Below are 20,033 nucleotides of genomic sequence, written 5' to 3'. Positions count from 1 at the left end.
TCACCCGCGTCCTACATAAGGTAGTCCACATGTCCTTGATCAATGAATACCGCGCCACAGAAGAAGCCATCAAAGAACTGCAAGCTCGCCTGAAAAACCTGTCGCAAGACGACAAACTGCAAACCGAGCTGGAATTCGAAGGCAAACTGCGCACGCTGATGGGCGAATACTCCAAGTCGCTGCGTGACATCATTGCCCTGCTGGACCCAGAAGCCAAGTCGAGCAAAGCGCCACGTGGCGCCGTCAAAACTACTGGCACCAAGCGCGCTCGCAAAGTTAAGCAATACAAGAACCCGCACAACGGCGAAGTCATCGAAACCAAAGGTGGCAACCACAAGACTCTGAAAGAGTGGAAAGCCAAGTGGGGCGGTGACGTGGTAGAAGGTTGGGCAACCCTGCTGGGCTAAGCCCGCCGCGGCGCAAGCTTCTTTGCGAACAAAAAACGCCAGTGATGACTGGCGTTTTTTTATGCCTGTTATCTTTTCATCTCATTGCGATTCCAGGCTTAAACGTTTGCGCAATTGCTGGCTGTAGCCCTGCCACTGCGCGAGTACTTCTTGCTGCATTGGCGTAGACAGGGCCATCCACTCTCCCATCGCCTCGTCAAAACTTTGCAGGGTATTAGGCGCCCCCCATTCCGGGGCGGCCAGACGTTGTTGACAGAAAATTCTCCAACGCCCCTGCTCTTCGGGATTCAAGGTCTCTGGAAAGTTGCGTGCACGATATCGGAACAATAGTTCCGGCAGACGCTCATCATCGAAAGGCCAGTGCTCTTGAGCCAACTGCGCCGGGTCCGCCATGCGCACTTGTTCACATAAACGCCGATCACGATCACCCAAGAAGCCCGCGTATAACTGTTGCTCGGGATCCTCGCTGGCGGTGAAATCCTCACGGCCATAAATAGCCTGAAGTTTATCCTGCCAAACTTTCTGTGCGTCAGTTAGCCGCAATGCACGCTGTTGATAGCTTTCCATGTCCAGTGCCAGCCGCTGCTGGTCCTCGACGCGCAGTACCGACAACGGCGCGACCACCGGGCATTTGTTGATGTGGATAAGCTTGAGCGGCACCGGCAACTCACCTTCGAGCAGTTCTTCACGGCGAGTATATAAACGCTGGCGCAGGGTTTCGGCGTCGTGATCCAACAAGCCCTGGGGGTCCAGGTGCAGATCGCAGACAATCAGGGCGTTGCGGTTTTTCGGGTGCCAGGCCAGCGGCAATACCACGCCGATGTAGTTGCGCGCCGCCGAGAAGCGACCGGAAATATGCACCATCGGCTGCAACAGGCGGATCTGGTCCATCACCTTCTGTTTGCTGCGTAGCTGGAACAACCAGTCGTAGAGCCGGGGTTGCCGCTGACGGATCAGACGGGCCAGGGCGATGGTTGCGCGCACGTCCGATAACGCATCGTGGGCCTGGCCATGATCGATGCCATTGGCGGCGGTCAGGCGTTCGAGCTTGAGGGTGACGCGTCCATCCTCTTGCGGCCAGACAATGCCTTGCGGGCGCAGCGCATAGGCCGCGCGCACCAGGTCGATCAAGTCCCAGCGACTGTTACCGCCCTGCCATTCCCGCGCGTACGGGTCGAAGAAATTCCGATAGAGGCTGTAGCGAGTCATTTCATCGTCGAAGCGCAGCGTGTTGTAGCCGGCGCCACAGGTACCGGGCGCGGCCAACTGCGCGTGGACGCGGGTCATGAAATCGGCTTCGCTCAAGCCTTTCTCGGCCAGGCACGTCGGGGTGATGCCGGTAATCGCACAGGCTGCCGGATGCGGCAGGATGTCATCGCTGGGGCGGCAATACAGGTTCACCGGTTCGTCGATTTCATTGAGCTCGAAATCGGTACGGATACCCGCCACCTGCAAGGGCCGGTCGCAACGCGGGTTGATGCCGGTGGTTTCGTAGTCGTACCAGAAGATGGAAGTCACGGGTTGTTCCTGAACTGAAGACTGGCGAAGTCTAGGCGCTTGAACCCGCCTGAGACCAGCAGTGCTGTAACTTTTGAATGCCAGCACGGGGTTCCATCCCCCTCTGTGGGAGCGAGCTTGCTCGCGAAAGCGGTGACTCAGCTTGCATCAATACTGGATGTTCCGACGCCTTCGCGGGCAAGCCCGCTCCCACAATGGTTTTTCGGGCGATTGCAGGATTTGTATTCACCCTAAATCCCCTGTGGGAGCGGGCTTGCTCGCGATAGCGGTGACTCAGTTTGCATCAATGCTGGATGTTCCGACGCCTTCTCGGGCAAGCCCGCTCCCACAGTTGAACGCCGGTGCTCACGGCTGCGATGTTCAATCCCACAAGATGATGCAGACAGTGTTCGCCCTCTCAATCCTGTTGCAAACCATGAAATGCCCCACACTGTTCTATCGTTTGCCCGCGCGAAGACTGCTAGCATCTGGGCCGAGATTGAACATTCGGTCTGGCCCATCACAGGTTGCCCATGCTCGAGACACCAGCACTGCAAAGGAACGCGACGCTGCCCGCGCCCCTGGACACGCGTTATCAGGTGGAAACGCCGGAGGGCATCGACCTGCCGCTGCGTCCGGCGGGGTTGATGCCGCGTGCAATCGCCTTCGCCATCGATTTGGGCATACGCGGGTTGGTCCTGGGTGTTTTTTTCCTGGTCCTGGCGTTTTTCGGCGAGCTGGGGCTCGGCCTGGGCTCCATCCTGCTGTTTGTCGTCAGCTGGTGGTACATGGTGTTGTTCGAGGTACTCAACCAAGGGCGCTCTCCCGGCAAGCAGATCATGGGGCTGCGCGTGGTGCAGGACGATGGCCGGCCCATCGGCTGGTCGGCATCGTTGATCCGCAACCTGCTGCGTTTCGTCGACATGCTGCCCTTCGGCTACACCTTCGGCGCCATCTGCTGCCTGCAACATCCGGCGTTCAAGCGCCTGGGCGACCTCGCTGCCGGCACGCTGGTGGTGTATCGCGAACAACCGGTCAAACGCCCCGCATTGCCCATGGCCTCGCCGATACGCACGCCTTTCCCCCTGAACCTGCATGAGCAACGCGCCGTGCTGGGCTTCGCCGAACGCCAGGCAGAATTGTCCCAGGCGCGGGTCAACGAACTGGCGGCGATCCTGGCCGCACCACTGAACGTCCAGGGGCCGAACGCCACCGCCGAACTCAATGGCATCGCCCGCGGCCTGCTGGGGCCGACATGAAGCAAAGCCTGTTCGAAAGTCGCCACCAAGGAGAATGGGAGCACCTGTCCCGGCAACTCGATCAATTGGAACGCAGCCGCAACGTGCCCCAGAGCGGTGACTTCCCCGCCGCCTACCGACGCCTTTGCCATCACCTGGCGCTGGCCCAGGCCCGGGGCTACAGCAGCTTGCTGGTCGACACCCTGCAACAACTGGCGCTGCGCGGCCACCAGCAACTCTACCGGGATCGCAGCCGCCCCTCGGCTAGCCTTTCGACCTTTATCCTGGTCGGTTTCCCTCGCCTGGTACGTGAACAATGGCGCTTCGTGCTGGCCGCCAGCCTGATGTTCCTGGGCAGCCTGGTGGGCATCGGGCTGCTGGTCTACCTGTTCCCGGAACTGGTCTACAGCGTGCTGGGCGCCGACGAAATCAGCCAGATCCGCAGCATGTATGACCCGGCCTCCGGGCACTTGGGGCGTTCGGTCGAACGGGCAGCCAGCGAGGACTGGGTCATGTTCGGCTACTACATCATGCACAACATCGGCATTGCCTTTCAGACGTTCGCCAGTGGCTTGATGTTTGGGCTGGGCAGCGCGTTCTTCCTGTTTTTCAATGGCCTGACCATTGGCGCGGTGGCCGGGCACCTGACCCAGATCGGCTCCGGGGGAACGTTCTGGTCGTTCGTGATCGGCCACGGTGCCTTTGAACTCACCGCCATCGTCCTGGCCGGTGCCGCGGGCCTGCAACTGGGCTGGGCCTTGATCGCCCCGGGGCGCCTGACCCGGGGCGAGGCCTTGCGGCTTGCGGCGGGTAAAAGCGTGCTGATGATCGGCGGGGTGATGCTGTTCCTGCTCATTGCCGCGTTCATCGAGGCCTACTGGTCCTCCAGCGCGGTGACACCCGCCACCAAATACACGGTGGGCGCCTTGCTGTGGCTGTTGGTCATCAGCTATCTGTCGCTTGCCGGACGGGTCCGCCATGCGCCTGAGTGATGCCACCGTCGTCATCCGTCCACGCACCACCTGGGAAGCCATGGACCTTGGCATATTGATGAGCCAGCAGCATCGACGCCTGCTAATGACCAGTTGGGCGATCATCACGCTGCCGGTGTACCTGTTGCTGACCCTGCTGCTGTGGGATTCACCGTCCCTGGTGGTGATGCTGTTCTGGTGGTTGAAACCGGCCTTTGACCGTTTGCCCCTCTACATTCTGTCCAAGGCGCTGTTTGGCGAAACCCCCACCTTGAGGCAGGCCCTGCGCCAATGGCCGGCGCTGCTCAAGCCCCAGTTGCTGGCCAGCCTGACCTGGCGCCGGCTGAGCCTGAGTCGCAGCTTCCTGCTGCCGGTGGTGCAACTCGAAGGGCTCGCCGGTGAGGCGCGGGCGCAACGCATACAGGTGTTGCTGCAACGCAACCGCGGCGCGGCGCAATGGTTGACCATTATCGGTATGCACCTGGAAACCGCCCTGTGGTTCGGCCTGATGGCCCTGTTCTACCTGTTCGTGCCGCAACAAGTCGAACTGCAATGGGACTGGGAAATGCTGGTGTCAGCGGCCGAGCAGGACTGGTTGTGGTTCGAGCACCTGGTCAACTTCCTCTACCCGCTGCTGCTGATCTTGTGGGAGCCGGTGTACGTCGCCTGCGGCTTTAGCCTCTACCTGAACCGGCGCACGATCCTCGAGGCGTGGGACATCGAGCTGGTGTTCCGGCGCCTGCGCCAACGCCTGAGCGGCGTGGCCCCGGCATTGTTGCTGCTGGCCCTGGTGATGCTGCCACTGGCGCCCCCGGCGTTTGCCGCTGAAGACAACAGCGGCCCCGACAGCCCGCGGCTGCTCAACCAGCCCCTTACCAGCGAAGCTTCCCGGGACAGCATCAAGGCGATCCTCGACGCCCCGCCATTCAAGAACCCCGAGACCGTCACCCGTTATCGTTTCGGCGAAGAAACCGCCGAATCCGCCGACGAAACCGAGGCCAAACCGAGCTGGCTCAAGGCGCTGTTCAAATGGCTCGGCGGCCAACGCTTCGACATCGCCGCCGCGCTGATCCAGGTCGCGCTGTGGGCCTGCCTGGTGGGTGCGATCGTCTGGCTGGCCTGGCACTACCGGGAACGGCTCAAAGCCCTGGTCAATCGCCGACCGACGCAACGCCTGCCCGTGGAACGCGCAGCGCCGGCCCACATGTTCGGCCTGGATATTCGTGAAGAAAGCCTGCCGACCGACGTCGCCGCCAGCGTCGAACAGCTATGGGCCACGCAACCCCGTGAAGCCTTGGGCCTGCTGTACCGGGCATTGCTCAGCCGGTTGCACCATGACTTCAAGCTCCCCTTGAAACCGTCCGACACCGAAGGCCAGGTGCTGCAACGCGTCGAACAGCTCAAACAGGACAACCTGTTGGGCTTCAGCCAAAGCCTGACCGTGCATTGGCAGAACATTGCCTATGGGCATCGCCCACCGCCGACCCACCTGCAACAGGAACTGTGTGACGGCTGGCGCGGGCTGTTCGGACCGGGAGTGTCTCGATGAGCCGGCACGCGGGGTGGCTGATCGGCGCCGTGCTGGCCGCCGTGGTGTGCGTATTCGGTTTTTATCTCTACAGCAAGGCCGTGCCTTATGAAGAGGTCGTCGAACACGGCCCCTCCCCGCAAGCCCAGGCCAACCCTTACCTGGCCGCCGAACTGTTCCTGCGCCAGCGGGGGATCAATGTCGAGCACGCCAACAGCCTGGAAGTGCTGCCCACACTGGAGCCACGTCAGCACAGCCTGCTGTTGCTGGGCGAGCGCACCCACATGACGCCACGGGAAGTCGAACAGTTGATGAACTGGACCCGGGCCGGCGGACGCCTGGTCTTTGTGGCCGAAGCCTTGTGGGACAAGAGCACCGGCAGCAGCGGCGACCTGCTGCTCGACCGCGTGCGCCTGCGCCAACTCCTGAGCGAAGACCTCAAGGAGCCCGCGCCCGAACTGATCAAGGACCGTTACCCGGAACTGACCAAGCTCTACCTGGAAGACGAAGAGGCGCCAGCGTATGCCGGCTTCGACACCGACTTCCACCTGGAAGACCCGCACAACCTGGCCCAAGCCTGGGCCAACAGCGCGGCGTCGACCCACATGATGCAATTGAACCTTGGCCTGGGCTCGATCACCGTGATCACCGACGCCGAGCTGTGGAAGAACGACGCCATCGACCAGTACGACAACGCCTGGCTGCTCTGGTATTTGAGCGCCGACACGGACGTCACCCTGCTGTTCAACACCGACCACGACACCCTGCTGACCCTGTTGCTGCGCTATTTCCCCCAGGCGCTGGTGGCACTGCTGGCCTTGGTTGCCCTGTGGTTCTGGCGTTCGGCGGTGCGCCACGGCCCGCTGCAACCCCCGGCCTCCCAGGCGCGGCGTCAGTTGGAAGAACACGTGCAGGCCAGCGCCGGTTTCCACCTGCGCCACAACGGCCAGCAGCACCTGTTGCACGCCTTGCAACAAGACGTGCTGCGCCGGGCACGCCATCTTCACCCAGGCTTCGAACAACTGGCCGTCGCCGAACAATGGCAGGTACTCGCCCGCCTGACCCGGCAACCCACACGGGCCATCAGCCAGGCCTTGAGCCCACGGCCGAAACAGCGGATGTCCAGCGCCGAGTTCTGCCGCCAGGTCGCCCATTTGCAAACCCTCAGGAATGCTCTATAAATTTTCCGCAAAAAAATCCGCAAAATTACTGGGAATCATCTATCTTACGGCTTCGATAAAGCTAGAAATTACGGGCTTTACAGACCATTTTATTTTCCGCATAAATTTCCGCAGGAATTACCCAAAAAAAGTCGTTTGCGCTCGCCGGAAGCAAATAATGATCACTTCAAAAACGTACCTTGACCCCGTACTGCCAGAAAACCTGCCCGACTCGATCATTCAGGCCGCGGATCAGTTGCCGCGCAAGGCAGCCTTTCTTGCCGGACGGCTGGCCGATGAGACATCCAGGCAACTGGCGGGCCTGCTGCGCATCACCAATACCTACTACTCGAATCTGATCGAAGGGCATCGAACCGAGATCGCCGACCTCCAGATTGCTCGCACGACACCAAAACGGGAAAGAAAAGAGCTCAAAGAGCTTGCCGTGCAACACATGACGCAGCAGGAGGTGATGGAGCGGCTGCTTCGCATGCGGCCAGCGGACAATTTCTCTGCCATGTTCGATCCCAAGTTGATCGCCGCCATCCATCGTCGACTGTTCAAGGATGCTTCCACGCAGGAACTGACCTTGGGCGATGGTCGCATGATGGAACCCGGCAGACTGCGGGCCGAAGAGAACGAACAGGTTCAAGTCGGCGCGCATATCGCTCCTGCGGCTGCCGCTGTATTGCCCATGCTTGAGCATCTGCAGTTGCACTACGGACGAATCAGGGATCCGCGACGGCAATTGATCGCTGCCCTGGCAGGCCATCACCGAGTGGCGCTTGTTCACCCCTTCCTTGACGGCAATGGTCGGGTGATTCGGATGCTCACCCACCTGCAACTGGTTCACCTCGGGCTAAAACCTTTCCTCTGGTCACTGTCTCGTGGCCTGGCGCGCAGGCAAGATGAGTACTATCGCTTCCTGGCTCTGGCTGATCGCCCTCGCGAGGGTGACTATGACGGGCGCGGCCAACTCTCACAGCGTCACTACTTCAACTTCATCGAATTCATGCTCGATGTCTGCCACGACCAGATTGAATACATGACGACCTCGCTAAACCCAGCCAAGCTGCGCGAGCAGGTTGTTCATGTGTTTTCAACCGATCCCGACCTTCGCCGTGCCGGCATCAGGCCCACCAGCGCGGCTGCCGTGCTGGCGCTTCTCACCCAAGGTGCGATGCCGCGTGCGGAGTTCAAGGTGTTCACAGGTTTGAAGGATCGGCTTGCGACGGAGGAACTGAGCCGCTTGATCGAAGCGGGGATCGTGGTAAGCAGTACCCCCAGATCCCGTACAGTGGAAGCGGGTTTGCCCGCACGCTTCGCCGGGCTGATCTTTCCCAACCTGCATTTCCAAATGGGCTAAGGTGTGCCGGCGACTCAGTTGTCACTGCCCGGCACTGAAGGATGAAAGAGTTAGATCACGCGTAATAGGATTTAACCGTTAGGAGAACGCAAGAATTGACGACTGAACAGAACGAACCTACCGACGGCCAGGCCCATGCCGCCCAACAGCGCCAGCGCGCCAGTCAGTTGGCCCAGGCCATCCGCACCGAGCTGCGCAAGGCGGTGGTCGGCCAGGCCAGCGTGATCGACGATGTGCTCACGGCGCTGATCGCCGGCGGCCACGTGCTGCTCGAAGGCGTTCCCGGGCTGGGCAAGACTTTGCTGGTGCGAGCCCTGGCCCGCTGTTTCAACGGCGAGTTCGCGCGCATCCAGTTCACCCCCGACCTGATGCCCAGCGACGTCACCGGGCACGCGGTGTATGACTTGCAGACCGAGCAGTTCAAGTTGCGCAAGGGGCCGGTGTTCACCAACCTGCTGCTGGCCGACGAGATCAACCGCGCACCGGCCAAGACCCAGGCCGCACTGCTCGAAGCCATGCAGGAGCGCCAGGTCACCCTCGAAGGCCGTGCCCTGCCCATCAGCCAGCCGTTCATGGTGCTCGCCACCCAGAACCCCATCGAACAGGAAGGCACCTACCCGCTGCCGGAAGCCGAGCTCGACCGCTTCATGCTCAAGGTGCGCATGGACTACCCGGACGCCGACCAGGAGCTGGACATGGTGCGCCAGGTCAGCCGCTCGACCCGCGCCGACATGCTCGACGTGCAACCGCTGCGCATGGTGCTGCAGGCCAAGGACGTGCAAGCGTTGCAACGCATCGCCAGCGACCTGCCGATGGACGACCAGGTGCTCGACTACGCCGTGCGCCTGGCTCGCACCACCCGCAGTTGGCCGGGCTTGACCCTCGGCGCCGGGCCTCGCGCGTCGATTGCACTGGTCCGTTGCGCCCGGGCGCGGGCGTTGTTGCGCGGCGGCGAGTTCGTGGTGCCGGACGACATCAAGGGCTGCGCCCTGGCCGTGCTGCGCCATCGCGTACGCCTGGCGCCGGAACTGGACATCGAAGGGCTGTCGGTGGACCAGGTGCTGGGGCAACTGCTCGATCAAGTGCCGGCGCCGCGGTTGTGAATAACACCAGCATGATAAGGGGATTTATGTGGGAGCAAGGCTTGCCCGCGATGGAAGCGACGCGGTCTCGCAGAAATCGAGGTGCCTGTTTCGCGAGCAAGCTTTGCTCCCACATGAGTCCCCTCTGCACAAAAGCTCGCTCTGCATTTCTTCCAAAGGGCATGCACCGATGAAACCCTCCCGCCTGCTGCTGACCTGGCTCGCCCTGTTGCTGGCCGTGAGTATCGTGCTCGGTGCACTGCGGGCATTGGGTATCGCGGTGCCATCGACGCTGCTGTCGATCAACTGGGGGTTACTGCTGGCCTTGCTGGCCCTGGCACTGCTCGACGCGGTGCGCGTCAGGCGCCTGCCCTCGCCCCGGGTGCAACGGCAGATGCCCGGGAGCCTGGCCCTGGGCCGCTGGAGCGACGTGCGGTTGGACATCAGCCATGACGTTGCACAACCGTTGCACGTGCAGCTTTTCGATCATGTACCCGATGGCCTGGACTTCGAAAACCTGCCGCTGTCGGTCGAGCTGCAACCCGGCCAGCGCAGCCAGGTCGGCTACCGCCTGCGCCCGCTCAAGCGCGGTCACTTCACTTTCACCCTGTGCGAAACCAACCTGCCAAGCCCACTGGGCCTGTGGACCGACAAGCGCCTGCTGGACGCCGTCGACCACACCCGCGTCTACCCGGATTTCGCCCGGCTCTACGACGGTCAACTGCTGGCGGTAGACAATTGGCTCAGCCAGCTCGGCATTCGCCAGCGTCAACGCCGCGGCCAGGGACAGGAATTCCATCAACTGCGCGAATTTCGCGAGGGCGACAGTCTGCGCCAGATCGACTGGAAGGCCACGGCCCGCCATCGCACGCCGATTGCCCGGGAATACGAAGACGAGCGCGACCAGCAGATCATTTTCATGCTCGACTGCGGCCGGCGCATGCGCAGCCAGGACGGCGAGCTGGCGCATTTCGACCACGCCCTCAACGCGTGCCTGCTGCTCAGCTACACCGCCCTGCGCCAGGGCGATGCCGTGGGCCTGAGCACCTTCGCCAGCGAACAGTCGCGCTACCTCGCCCCAGTCAAAGGCACCGGCCAGCTCAACGTGCTGCTCAACACCGTGTACGACCTCGACAGCAGCCAACGCCCCGCCGACTACCAGGCGGCCGTCACCGAGCTATTGGCCCGGCAAAAGCGCCGGGCCCTGGTGGTGCTGGTGACCAACCTGCGGGATGAGGACGACGCGGACCTGCTCGCGGCCGTGAAACGGCTGGGGCAACAACATCGGGTGCTGGTGGCCAGCCTGCGGGAAGAAGCCCTTGATCGGTTGCGCCAGGCACCGGTGCAAACCCTGCCGCAGGCCTTGGCCTATTGCGGGACGGTGGACTATTTGAATGCCCGGGCCGAGCTGCACAAGCAGCTGGCGGCCCACGGCGTCCCGGCCCTGGATTCACGCCCCAGTGAGTTGGGCGCGGACCTGGTGACCCAATACCTGGCCTGGAAAAAGGCCGGGACGGCCTAGAGCTGATCACTTAATAAAAGCGATGAACCCGTGGCGAGGGAGCTTGCTCCCGCTGGGCTGCGCAGCAGCCCCTTTTGGGGAGCGCTTCGCACTGGAGCGACACCCCGGTCATGCGGGACCGTCTAGGACCTACAGCGAGCCGGCAAAACTCCGGCTGACTACAGCGCCTTGCGCAACGGACTACAGATCCGCCAGAATCCGCCGGCTTGTGCGCTTTGACGTCGCCCCGTAACTTGATTCGCGTCGCTGATATCCAGCGATCGGGTTTAGTCGCCCGGTGGTAAAAACGATGTGCACACGCGTCCTTCAGTCGGGTTCCCCTATCCCCGCACTTGATGGTGGCTGTGCGCAGGGCGCCCTCGGGCGCGCCGGGCTTCGTTTTTCCACCGGTCGACTAACCTGCGTCCAGCCGCCACCCCTCGTTTAGTCGCGAACAGAGTGGCTGCTCCAATCACGGAAAAACGACTATGTTCAAGCAAACACCAAATCCTCCGCACACAGCCCCAGAAACCCTCGACCCCGAAAAGCTCGACGAAGCTGCTCAAAGAGCCCTCGACTACTACCTCAAGCCCAACCACGGCCAACCCGATAAAAAACCATACAAACAACCGGACTACTTCATCGTCGCCCCCGACGCCGACCCCGAAGGCATGCTCGCGCACACTTACGAAACCTTCTGCTCGGTGAGCACGCTGATCCTGGATTTATCGGAAGACCTCGAAGGCGCCCCACGCAACCTGGCCCTGGCGATTCACCAGATGGGCGAGATGGGGGTGTTGTTGCTGGAGAAGATGCTGGATAACGAAACGAGGGTTCAGCGCTGAAGGCCGAATGATCTGTAAGAAATGGGATAAATGACAACCCTGTGGGAGCGAGCTTGCTCGCGATAGCGGTGGGTCAGCTTGCAGCAATGCTGAATCTACCGCCGCCATCGCGAGCAAGCTCGCTCCCACAAAGTCAGTGCCCCGCCATGCTCAAGCCGACGCGGGCAACGGATAAAAACAGAAATACTGCCGCAACGCGCTCACCAACTCCCCATAGTCCGGTGGCGCCCACAACAAGCTGAACCCGGCGTCGAAATGCTGAGGGGTCACGTCTTCATGACACCACAGGCACCTGGCTTTCAGCTTGATGTTTTGCTGCGGCCCTTCGTCGGCGGGAATTTTCAGGTGCAGGTCAAATTCCGCACCGACCATCAACGGCAGAGGGCTGATCAGCATCAGCCCATTGTCAGAAACATTGCCCAAAAAGCCGATAGGCCTGTCGTTGATTCCGTTGAACACTTTGAGGAAATACGGCAACTGATGCCGTTCGATCCGACGCTCTTTGTACATGTCTTGTATCGCTTTTCTAGCGGCCACGTACAGGGCCTACCGATCACTTCGGAACGAACCCAAGCGAGCCCGCTCTCCCCAATCCCGGTGCCAGACGCTATCAACCGTCTTGAGCCTACTTCTGCCGGTCTCAGGTGCTTCTATAAAGTAGAGATCTTGCTCTAACTACGACTTGTACAAATATAGCCCAAGGTGGGATGACAACCAGTCTCATGTATTGATTTTCATAAACATGACAGGCAGAGGTGGCCAGGATTGCGCCTGGCCACCGTAGAGCGGGTCAAGACGAAGGGCGGATCGCCGACGCACTGCGGGTCGGGTAATGACCCAGGCTCTGCAAAGTTTCGAGCCGAGCGCGGGCGCGGAACGCGTATTCGCTGTTAGGGTATTGGGTGATGATGAACTGGTAGGTCTGCGCCGCATCGATAAACAGCTTCTGCCGTTCCAGGCACTGGCCGCGCAGCATCGAGACTTCCGGCTGCATGTAGCGGCGGGCGCGACTGGCGCGGTCGACCTTGGACAGTTCGAGCATGACCTGCTCGCAATTGCCACGGTCATAGGCTTTGTAGGCCAGGTTCATGTGGTGGTTCATCGACCAACGGGTGCAGCCCGTGACGCTCAGGGCCAGGGCAACAAAAAGCACGAATCGCATGGGAGGTTCTCCTGTCTTGAGCTCTGTATCGACCTGGGCCAGAAAATCTTCAGCCCGAAAATGGGCCGGGCGCCGCCCCTCTGGCAAGGGGAATGATGAACGGTGGGAACAGGGATGTGAATGAAGGCCCTGTGGGAGCAAGGCTTGCCCGCGATGGCGCACTCAAGATCGCCATCGCGAGCAAGCTGTGCTCCCACAGGTCATTCCATCGCAGTTCTTCCAAGGCGCAAAAATTTTCAGGAATGTTCATTTCGAAAAACAAACGAAAAAGTAGTGCATATGAACAATGACTACACCCAAAGAGCATAGTAGCCTTCGCTGGCGCTTGAACTTGAGGAGTCTTGCATGTCCGTCCGTCGCACCAAAATCGTCGCTACCCTTGGCCCGGCCAGTAATTCGCCGGAAGTTCTCGAACAGCTGATTCTGGCTGGCCTGGACGTTGCCCGTCTGAATTTCTCCCACGGCACTCCCGAAGAGCACAAGGCTCGTGCCAAGCTGGTACGCGACCTCGCCGCCAAGCACGGCCGCTTCGTTGCCCTGCTGGGTGACCTGCAAGGCCCGAAGATCCGCATCGCCAAATTCGCCAACAAGCGCATCGAGCTGAAGATCGGTGACAAATTCACCTTCTCCACCAGCCATCCGTTGACCGAAGGCAACCAGCAAGTGGTCGGCATCGACTACCCGGACCTGGTCAAGGACTGCGGCGTGGGCGACGAACTGCTGCTCGACGACGGTCGCGTGGTGATGCGTGTCGAGACCGCCACCGCCACCGAACTGAACTGCATCGTGACCATCGGCGGCCCGCTGTCGGACCACAAGGGCATCAACCGTCGCGGTGGTGGCCTGACCGCTCCGGCCCTGACCGAGAAAGACAAGGCCGACATCAAGCTGGCCGCGGAAATGGAAGTCGACTACCTCGCCGTGTCCTTCCCCCGTGACGCCGCCGACATGGAATACGCCCGTCAACTGCGCGACGAAGCCGGCGGCACCGCCTGGCTGGTGGCCAAGATCGAACGCGCCGAAGCCGTGGCCGACGACGAAACCCTCGATGGCCTGATCAAGGCGTCCGACGCGGTGATGGTGGCCCGTGGCGACCTCGGCGTGGAAATCGGCGACGCCGAGCTGGTGGGCATCCAGAAGAAAATCATTCTGCACGCACGCCGTCACAACAAAGCGGTGATCGTCGCGACCCAGATGATGGAGTCGATGATCCAGAACCCGATGCCGACCCGCGCCGAAGTGTCCGACGTAGCCAACGCCGTGCTCGACTACACCGACGCCGTGATGCTCTCGGCCGAGAGCGCCGCCGGCCTCTACCCGCTCGAAGCGGTGCAGGCCATGGCGCGTATCTGCATCGGTGCTGAAAAGCACCCGACCAGCAAGACCTCCAGCCACCGCATCGGCAAGACCTTCGAGCGCTGCGACGAGAGCATCGCCCTGGCAACGATGTACACCGCCAACCACTTCCCGGGCGTGAAGGCGATCATCGCCCTGACCGAAAGTGGCTACACGCCGCTGATCATGTCGCGCATCCGTTCCTCGGTGCCGATCTACGCGTTCTCCCCGCACCGTGAAACCCAGGCTCGTGCGTCCATGTTCCGTGGCGTCTACACCGTGCCGTTCGACCCGGCCGCCCTGCAACCGGGCGAAGTCAGCCAGGCGGCGGTGGATGAGCTGGTCAAGCGCGGCGTGGTGCAGACTGGCGACTGGGTCATCCTGACCAAGGGCGACAGCTACCACACCATCGGCGGCACCAACGGGATGAAGATCCTGCACGTTGGCGACCCGATGGTCTGAGTGACCAAGCGCTGAAAAACAAAAGCCCTGCCATGTGAATGGTGGGGCTTTTTGGTTTTTGCCTGCAAAAAATGTGGCGCTTGGACTGGCCCCATCGCGAGCAAGCTCGCTCCCACATTTTGGACTGCGTACCCATCTCACCTGTGGGAGCGCGCTTGCTCGCGAAGGCGTCAGCCCATTCAAAATGGATGCAAGCTGACCCACCGCTTTCGCGAGCAAGCTTTGCTCCCACATTTTGGACTGCGTACACATCTCACCTGTGGGAGCGGGCTTGCTCGCGAAGGCGTCAGCCCATTCAAAATGGATGCAAGCTGACCCACCGCTTTCGCGAGCAAGCCCGCTCCCACAGGGGTCTTGTGTTGGACACATTATTCATGAACACCACAGATCTACTGTGGGAGCGAGCTTGCTCGCGATAGAGCCGGGCCAGGCACCACAAAACTCAATGCCTGTTGATAAATCCCGACAACGCCTCTAGCGCCTCGGGCGAGCGCAGGCGTTGGGTGAACAGCTTGCCCTCTTCTTCAATCACCTTGCGCAACAGTTCCCGGTCCGGCGCTTTCATCAGTTGCTTGCTGATGCGCACCGCATCAGACGGCAGCGATTCGAAGCGCAACGCCACCTCCCGCGCCTTGGCCAATGCCGCTTCACCGCTGTCCAGCGCTTCGGTGGCAATGCCCCACGCAACCGCCTGTTCGCCACTGAAGCCCTCGCCCAACAGCAGCAATTGCGCAGCCCTGGCCTGACCCAGCAGCCGCGGCAGAATCAGGCTGGAGCCAAACTCCGGGCACAGCCCCAGGTTGACGAACGGCATGCGCAGCCGCGCGTCCCGGCTGACGTAGACCAGGTCACAATGCAGCAGCAACGTGGTGCCGATGCCCACCGCGGGCCCAGCCACGGCGGCGATCACCGGTTTACGACAATCGAGCAGGCTGAGCATGAACTGGAACACCGGGTTATCGAGGTCGTTGGGTGGCTGTTCGAGGAAGTCGACGATGTCGTTGCCGGCGGTGAAGCAATCGCTGGAACCGCTGAGCAGCACCGCGCGAACCTGCGGGTCGCTGTCCGCCACCGCCAGGGCTTGGGCCAATTGACTGTACATGGCCCGGGTCAGGGCGTTTTTCTTTTCCGGGCGGTTCAAGCGCACGGTCAGCACGCCGCGTTCACGGTCGAGCAACAGGGTTTCGGTCATGATCGGTCTCGCGTCTGGAAATCAGCGCTCAACCACGGGGCAGGAAGACGTCGGCCAGCAGTTGATTGCGCGGCAAGCCAGCCAGGTACAAACGCTTGGCAAAGGCCTCGACCCGGTCGGGATGGCCGCAGAGTAAGGCTTGGGTTTGCCGGGAAACAAGCCGCAGTTGCGCCAAGGCGGGCGGCGCCTCGGCCGCGGTCAGCAGCTCCACCGAGAGGTTTTCATGCTTGGCCGCTAGCGCCGCCAGGGGTTTGGCCAGGTAATGCCCGGCCGCGTCATGGGCCACGTGAATAAGGCGAATCGCGCCTTGGTGATGCTGGCGCAAAGCTTCGCGCAACAAGCCGAACAGCGGCGCCAGACCCGTGCCGGCGGCGAGCAGCCACAGCGGCCTGGCGTGCCAGTCGGGGTCATAGTGCAAAGCGCCGCCACGCAGTTCGCCCAGGCGGATCGGGTCGCCGGCCTTCATCTGCCGGGCCGCCTCGATGAACTGGCCGGGCTCGCGACAATCGAGGTGGAACTCCAGAAAACGGTCTTCTTCGGGCAAGCTCGCCAGGGAATACGGCCGGGCCACGTCTCCGGCCCACAGCACCAGATGCTGCCCGGCCCGATACCGCAGCGGCCGCTCGGGGGTGACGCGCAAGCGCAGCACCTCACCGCCCAGCCAATCCACAGCCGCCACCTGGGCGCCCTGGCCATCGCGTTGCGGGTCGAAGGTGTGGATCTGCACATCCTCGACCACCTGGCATTGGCAGGCCAGCCGCCACCCCTGGTCGCGCTGTGTCGGGCTCAAGGCGTCGGGCCGGCTGTCACGCACATCGCCCCCCACGCATTGCACCAGGCAGGCGTGGCAGCTCCCGGCGCGGCAACTGTAGGGCACCGCCACGCCAGCGCCGTTCAAGGCGTCCAGCAGGTTGCTGCCGGCCGCCACCGTCCATCGCCGGCCAGCGACTGTCAGTTCAGGCATCGACGTTCTCCCAGGCGGCGGCGCAACGATTGCGGCCGTCTCGCTTGGCACGGTACAGGGCCTGGTCGGCACGCTGCAACGCGTTGTCCAGGTCATCGCCCATGTCCAGCATCGTCATGCCCGCCGACAGGCTGAGGGCGCCGACCTGCAGGCCGATCAACTCGACTTCGGTGAATGCCAGCCGCAGCCGCTCGCAACAGGCCGTCAGACGCTGGGGATCGCAAGCGGGCAACAACATGACGAATTCCTCGCCGCCATAGCGGGCCAGTACATCGCCCTCGCGCAGGCACGCCGTGGCGACTGCGGCAAACGCCTGCAGCACCTGGTCGCCGGCGGCGTGGCCGTGCAGGTCGTTGATGCGTTTGAAATGGTCGAGGTCGATCAAGGCCAGGCCATGGGCGACGCCGGGCCTGAGGGTGTTGAGTTCGCGCGAAGCCAGGCGCAGGAAGTGCCGGCGATTGAACAGCCCGGTCAATTCATCAGTGGCCACCAGGTCTTCGAGCTGGCGCATCATGCCGCGCAAGGTGTCCTGGTGCGCCTGCAAGGCAAATCGCCGCTGACGCATGCGCTGGCGTGAGGTCTGGACGTAGCGGGCGTAAAACACCAGCCACACCAGCACGAGAAACAGCACGGCCACCTGCAACCCGGCCAGGGTGGGATCGGGAAGCCTGAAGAAGTAACCGTCCCAGAGGGTAATCGCGGTGAAGCTGATGAACACCAGTGACGCGCAGCGCACAAAGGCCCGGCGTGACAGGTGGAACAGCCCGAACAGCAGGATCAGCACATAGAACACCAGGAACACGCCCCGGGCCTGGTCCAGGTGCGCCATCATCCAGGTCTGCCAGCCCAGGCCGATCAACACCTGGACTTCGGTGAGGCTGGGGTCGGCGAAACGCAGGTTGCGGTCGGTGATAAACAGCGCGAACAACCCGGCCTGGCACAGCACGACCAACACGCTGCCGATGATGGCACCGCGCAACGAATCCAGGTAATGCCCACTGAAAAATGCCAGCCACAACAAAACCAGTGCCAGCGCGTACGTCGCGGCCGCCAAAGCGAAGCGTTTCAGCAAAAGACGTTGAATGGCGTTATGGGTCAATCGTTGACTCACCATGGGAAAGGAAACTGACAGGAGGCGTCCTACGCTACAGGCCAGACGCCACTTTAGTGGCGTGTAGGACAAATGACCATTCAATTCTGGAGCAGAAAAATGGCGTCAAAGCAATGGCCCAGATTGACGCAGTTGTTTGATGCTGGCAGGTGACCCTGTGGCGAGGGGATTTATCCCCGCTGGGCTGCGAAGCAGCCCTGAAAGTCAGTCAACTCGGTGTGTCAGGGTGTTCGCCTTCAGTCATTTTGGGGCTGCTTCGCAGCCCAGCGGGGATAAATCCCCTCGCCACAAAGGCAGCTCGCTCCCACAGGGTGCCGGCCTGCGATATACTGCCGCGCCTTTTTAGCGTCGCGCCAGCATGCCCGGCGTGCCTTATAGAGGTGCCGCCCGTCGACCGATGCACCCAAGCGGCCGGCACCTTATTGAATGTTCCCGTCTTTAGAGAGGAGCGCGACTCATGACCGTGATCAAGCAAGATGACCTGATACAGAGCGTTGCCGACGCCCTGCAGTTCATTTCCTACTACCACCCCGTGGATTTCATCCAGGCGATGCACGAAGCCTACCTGCGCGAAGAATCGCCGGCGGCCCGTGACTCCATGGCGCAGATCCTGATCAACTCGCGCATGTGCGCCACCGGCCATCGGCCGATCTGCCAGGACACCGGCATCGTGACCGTGTTCGTGCGCGTGGGCATGGACGTGCGTTGGGATGGCGCGACCATGGGCCTGGACGACATGATCAACGAGGGCGTGCGTCGCGCCTACAACCTGCCGGAAAACGTCCTGCGTGCCTCCATCCTCGCCGACCCGGCAGGCGCACGTAAAAACACCAAGGACAACACCCCGGCGGTCATCCACTACTCCATCGTCCCGGGCAACACCGTGGAAGTGGACGTGGCGGCCAAGGGCGGCGGCTCCGAGAACAAGTCGAAGATGGCCATGCTCAACCCGTCCGATTCCATCGTCGACTGGGTGCTGAAAACCGTTCCGACCATGGGCGCCGGCTGGTGCCCACCGGGCATGCTCGGCATCGGCATCGGCGGCACCGCCGAGAAAGCCGCGGTGATGGCCAAGGAAGTCTTGATGGAGTCCATCGACATCCACGAACTCAAGGCCCGCGGCCCGCAGAACCGTATCGAAGAGATGCGCCTGGAGCTGTTCGAGAAGGTCAACCAACTGGGCATCGGCGCCCAGGGCCTGGGTGGCCTGACCACCGTGCTCGACGTGAAGATCATGGACTACCCGACCCACGCCGCCTCCCTGCCGGTGTGCATGATCCCCAACTGCGCCGCCACCCGTCACGCCCACTTCGTGCTGGACGGCACGGGCCCGGCGTCGCTGGAAGCGCCACCGTTGGACGCCTACCCGGAAATCGTCTGGGAAGCCGGCCCCTCGGCCCGTCGCGTCAACCTCGACACCCTGACGCCGGAAGACGTGCAGAGCTGGAAGCCGGGCGAAACCGTGTTGCTCAACGGCAAGATGCTCACCGGCCGCGACGCGGCGCACAAGCGCATGGTCGAGATGCTGAACAAGGGTGAAACCTTGCCAGTGGACCTCAAGGGCCGCTTCATCTATTACGTCGGCCCGGTCGATCCGGTAGGCGAAGAAGTCGTCGGCCCTGCTGGTCCGACCACCGCCACGCGGATGGACAAGTTCACCCGCCAGATCCTCGAGCAGACCGGCCTGTTGGGCATGATCGGCAAATCCGAGCGCGGCCCGACCGCCATCGAAGCGATCAAGGACAACAAGGCTGTCTATCTGATGGCCGTCGGCGGTGCTGCTTACCTGGTGGCTCAGGCGATCAAGAAATCCAAAGTCCTGGCGTTCGCCGAACTGGGGATGGAAGCGATCTACGAGTTCGAGGTCAAGGACATGCCGGTGACTGTCGCCGTGGACAGCAAGGGCGAGTCGGTGCACATCACGGGTCCTGCCATCTGGCAGAAGAAGATCAGCGACAGCCTGGCGGTCGAAGTGCAGTAACAGGCATTTTGGCGCAGTGAAAAAGGCCGGTGGGGCGACAAGTCCACCGGCCTTTTTTGTGCGCACAGAAACCAGCCACAACGGTTTGTATCCAGCATTCAAGTAAAACTGACCCGCCGCTATCGCGAGCAAGCTCGCTCCCACAGGGGATAAGCGGTGAATTGAGGTGCTGTGGTCACCTGGGTCCCAGTGTGGGAGCGAGCTTGCTCGCGATGGCGGTGGGTCAGCCGA

At 62.0% G+C, this 20,033-nt stretch carries 17 protein-coding genes; 11 read left to right on the top strand and 6 right to left on the bottom strand.

What is annotated here, in order from left to right; all coding sequences use genetic code 11:
• The first annotated feature begins 29 nt into the window (after nt 1–29).
• Entirely contained in the window at nt 30–407 is a 378-nt protein-coding gene (gene mvaT, locus AC3A5O_RS05610; protein WP_003205091.1) for a histone-like nucleoid-structuring protein MvaT, read from the top strand.
• Nucleotides 408–488: 81 nt separating this feature from the next.
• On the opposite strand, the gene sbcB is transcribed toward mvaT, so the two are convergent.
• Complete coding sequence (gene sbcB, locus AC3A5O_RS05605; RefSeq protein ID WP_487752926.1) at nt 489–1,925, bottom strand: exodeoxyribonuclease I; 1,437 nt, start codon at nt 1,923–1,925, stop codon at nt 489–491.
• A gap of 512 nt (nt 1,926–2,437) precedes the next feature.
• On the opposite strand from sbcB, the gene AC3A5O_RS05600 reads away from it, so the two are divergent.
• The 8 genes from AC3A5O_RS05600 (at nt 2,438) to AC3A5O_RS05565 (ending at nt 11,595) form a co-directional block, all read left to right on the top strand.
• On the top strand, nt 2,438–3,163 hold the full coding sequence (locus AC3A5O_RS05600) for an RDD family protein (RefSeq protein ID WP_305468256.1): 726 nt from the start codon (nt 2,438–2,440) through the stop codon (nt 3,161–3,163).
• Nucleotides 3,160–4,134 (top strand): stage II sporulation protein M, encoded by a 975-nt coding sequence (locus tag AC3A5O_RS05595; protein WP_305491015.1) that lies wholly within the window; start codon nt 3,160–3,162, stop codon nt 4,132–4,134. Before AC3A5O_RS05600 ends, AC3A5O_RS05595 begins: the two co-directional genes overlap by 4 nt.
• Nucleotides 4,121–5,662 (top strand): DUF4129 domain-containing protein, encoded by a 1,542-nt coding sequence (locus AC3A5O_RS05590; protein ID WP_487752925.1) that lies wholly within the window; start codon nt 4,121–4,123, stop codon nt 5,660–5,662. The genes AC3A5O_RS05595 and AC3A5O_RS05590 overlap by 14 nt, the downstream gene beginning before the upstream one ends.
• Nucleotides 5,659–6,822, top strand: a complete 1,164-nt coding sequence (locus AC3A5O_RS05585) for a DUF4350 domain-containing protein (RefSeq protein WP_460082083.1) — start codon at nt 5,659–5,661, stop codon at nt 6,820–6,822. Before AC3A5O_RS05590 ends, AC3A5O_RS05585 begins: the two co-directional genes overlap by 4 nt.
• A gap of 157 nt (nt 6,823–6,979) precedes the next feature.
• Nucleotides 6,980–8,167, top strand: coding sequence for a Fic family protein (locus AC3A5O_RS05580; protein WP_305468262.1), 1,188 nt, complete (start codon nt 6,980–6,982; stop codon nt 8,165–8,167).
• A 95-nt stretch (nt 8,168–8,262) separates the two neighbouring features.
• Nucleotides 8,263–9,270 (top strand): AAA family ATPase, encoded by a 1,008-nt coding sequence (locus AC3A5O_RS05575; protein ID WP_092473074.1) that lies wholly within the window; start codon nt 8,263–8,265, stop codon nt 9,268–9,270.
• A gap of 169 nt (nt 9,271–9,439) precedes the next feature.
• Nucleotides 9,440–10,771 carry a DUF58 domain-containing protein gene (locus AC3A5O_RS05570; protein ID WP_122567099.1) on the top strand — a complete coding sequence of 444 codons (1,332 nt, stop codon included), beginning with the start codon at nt 9,440–9,442 and terminating at the stop codon, nt 10,769–10,771.
• A gap of 467 nt (nt 10,772–11,238) precedes the next feature.
• Nucleotides 11,239–11,595 carry a DUF6124 family protein gene (locus tag AC3A5O_RS05565; protein ID WP_122567100.1) on the top strand — a complete coding sequence of 119 codons (357 nt, stop codon included), beginning with the start codon at nt 11,239–11,241 and terminating at the stop codon, nt 11,593–11,595.
• Between the two features lie 150 nt (nt 11,596–11,745).
• Here the strand turns inward: AC3A5O_RS05565 and AC3A5O_RS05560 are convergent, their stop codons facing one another.
• Complete coding sequence (locus AC3A5O_RS05560) at nt 11,746–12,105, bottom strand: PilZ domain-containing protein (RefSeq protein ID WP_122567102.1); 360 nt, start codon at nt 12,103–12,105, stop codon at nt 11,746–11,748.
• Between the two features lie 280 nt (nt 12,106–12,385).
• Complete coding sequence (locus tag AC3A5O_RS05555) at nt 12,386–12,757, bottom strand: tetratricopeptide repeat protein (protein ID WP_122567103.1); 372 nt, start codon at nt 12,755–12,757, stop codon at nt 12,386–12,388.
• A 345-nt stretch (nt 12,758–13,102) separates the two neighbouring features.
• Here AC3A5O_RS05555 and pyk point away from each other — a divergent pair, with 345 nt between their 5' ends.
• Nucleotides 13,103–14,554, top strand: coding sequence for a pyruvate kinase (gene pyk, locus AC3A5O_RS05550; protein WP_122567104.1), 1,452 nt, complete (start codon nt 13,103–13,105; stop codon nt 14,552–14,554).
• Between the two features lie 442 nt (nt 14,555–14,996).
• On the opposite strand, the gene AC3A5O_RS05545 is transcribed toward pyk, so the two are convergent.
• From AC3A5O_RS05545 to AC3A5O_RS05535, 3 genes are read right to left on the bottom strand one after another with little or no spacing between them, the layout of a single operon-like run.
• Nucleotides 14,997–15,746, bottom strand: coding sequence for an enoyl-CoA hydratase (locus AC3A5O_RS05545; protein ID WP_305468269.1), 750 nt, complete (start codon nt 15,744–15,746; stop codon nt 14,997–14,999).
• A 28-nt stretch (nt 15,747–15,774) separates the two neighbouring features.
• Nucleotides 15,775–16,710, bottom strand: coding sequence for an iron-sulfur-binding ferredoxin reductase (locus AC3A5O_RS05540; protein WP_122567106.1), 936 nt, complete (start codon nt 16,708–16,710; stop codon nt 15,775–15,777).
• The gene (locus AC3A5O_RS05535; protein ID WP_122567187.1) at nt 16,703–17,809 is read right to left on the bottom strand and encodes a GGDEF domain-containing protein; all 1,107 of its coding nucleotides are present in this window, start codon (nt 17,807–17,809) and stop codon (nt 16,703–16,705) included. Before AC3A5O_RS05535 ends, AC3A5O_RS05540 begins: the two co-directional genes overlap by 8 nt.
• A gap of 469 nt (nt 17,810–18,278) precedes the next feature.
• Here AC3A5O_RS05535 and AC3A5O_RS05530 point away from each other — a divergent pair, with 469 nt between their 5' ends.
• Nucleotides 18,279–19,802, top strand: coding sequence for a fumarate hydratase (locus tag AC3A5O_RS05530; protein WP_305468270.1), 1,524 nt, complete (start codon nt 18,279–18,281; stop codon nt 19,800–19,802).
• Nucleotides 19,803–20,033 lie beyond the last annotated feature (231 nt).

The organism is Pseudomonas sp. Soil_N_39 (genome assembly GCF_057655955.1).
This window is presented reverse-complemented; position numbering and strand designations above follow the sequence as displayed.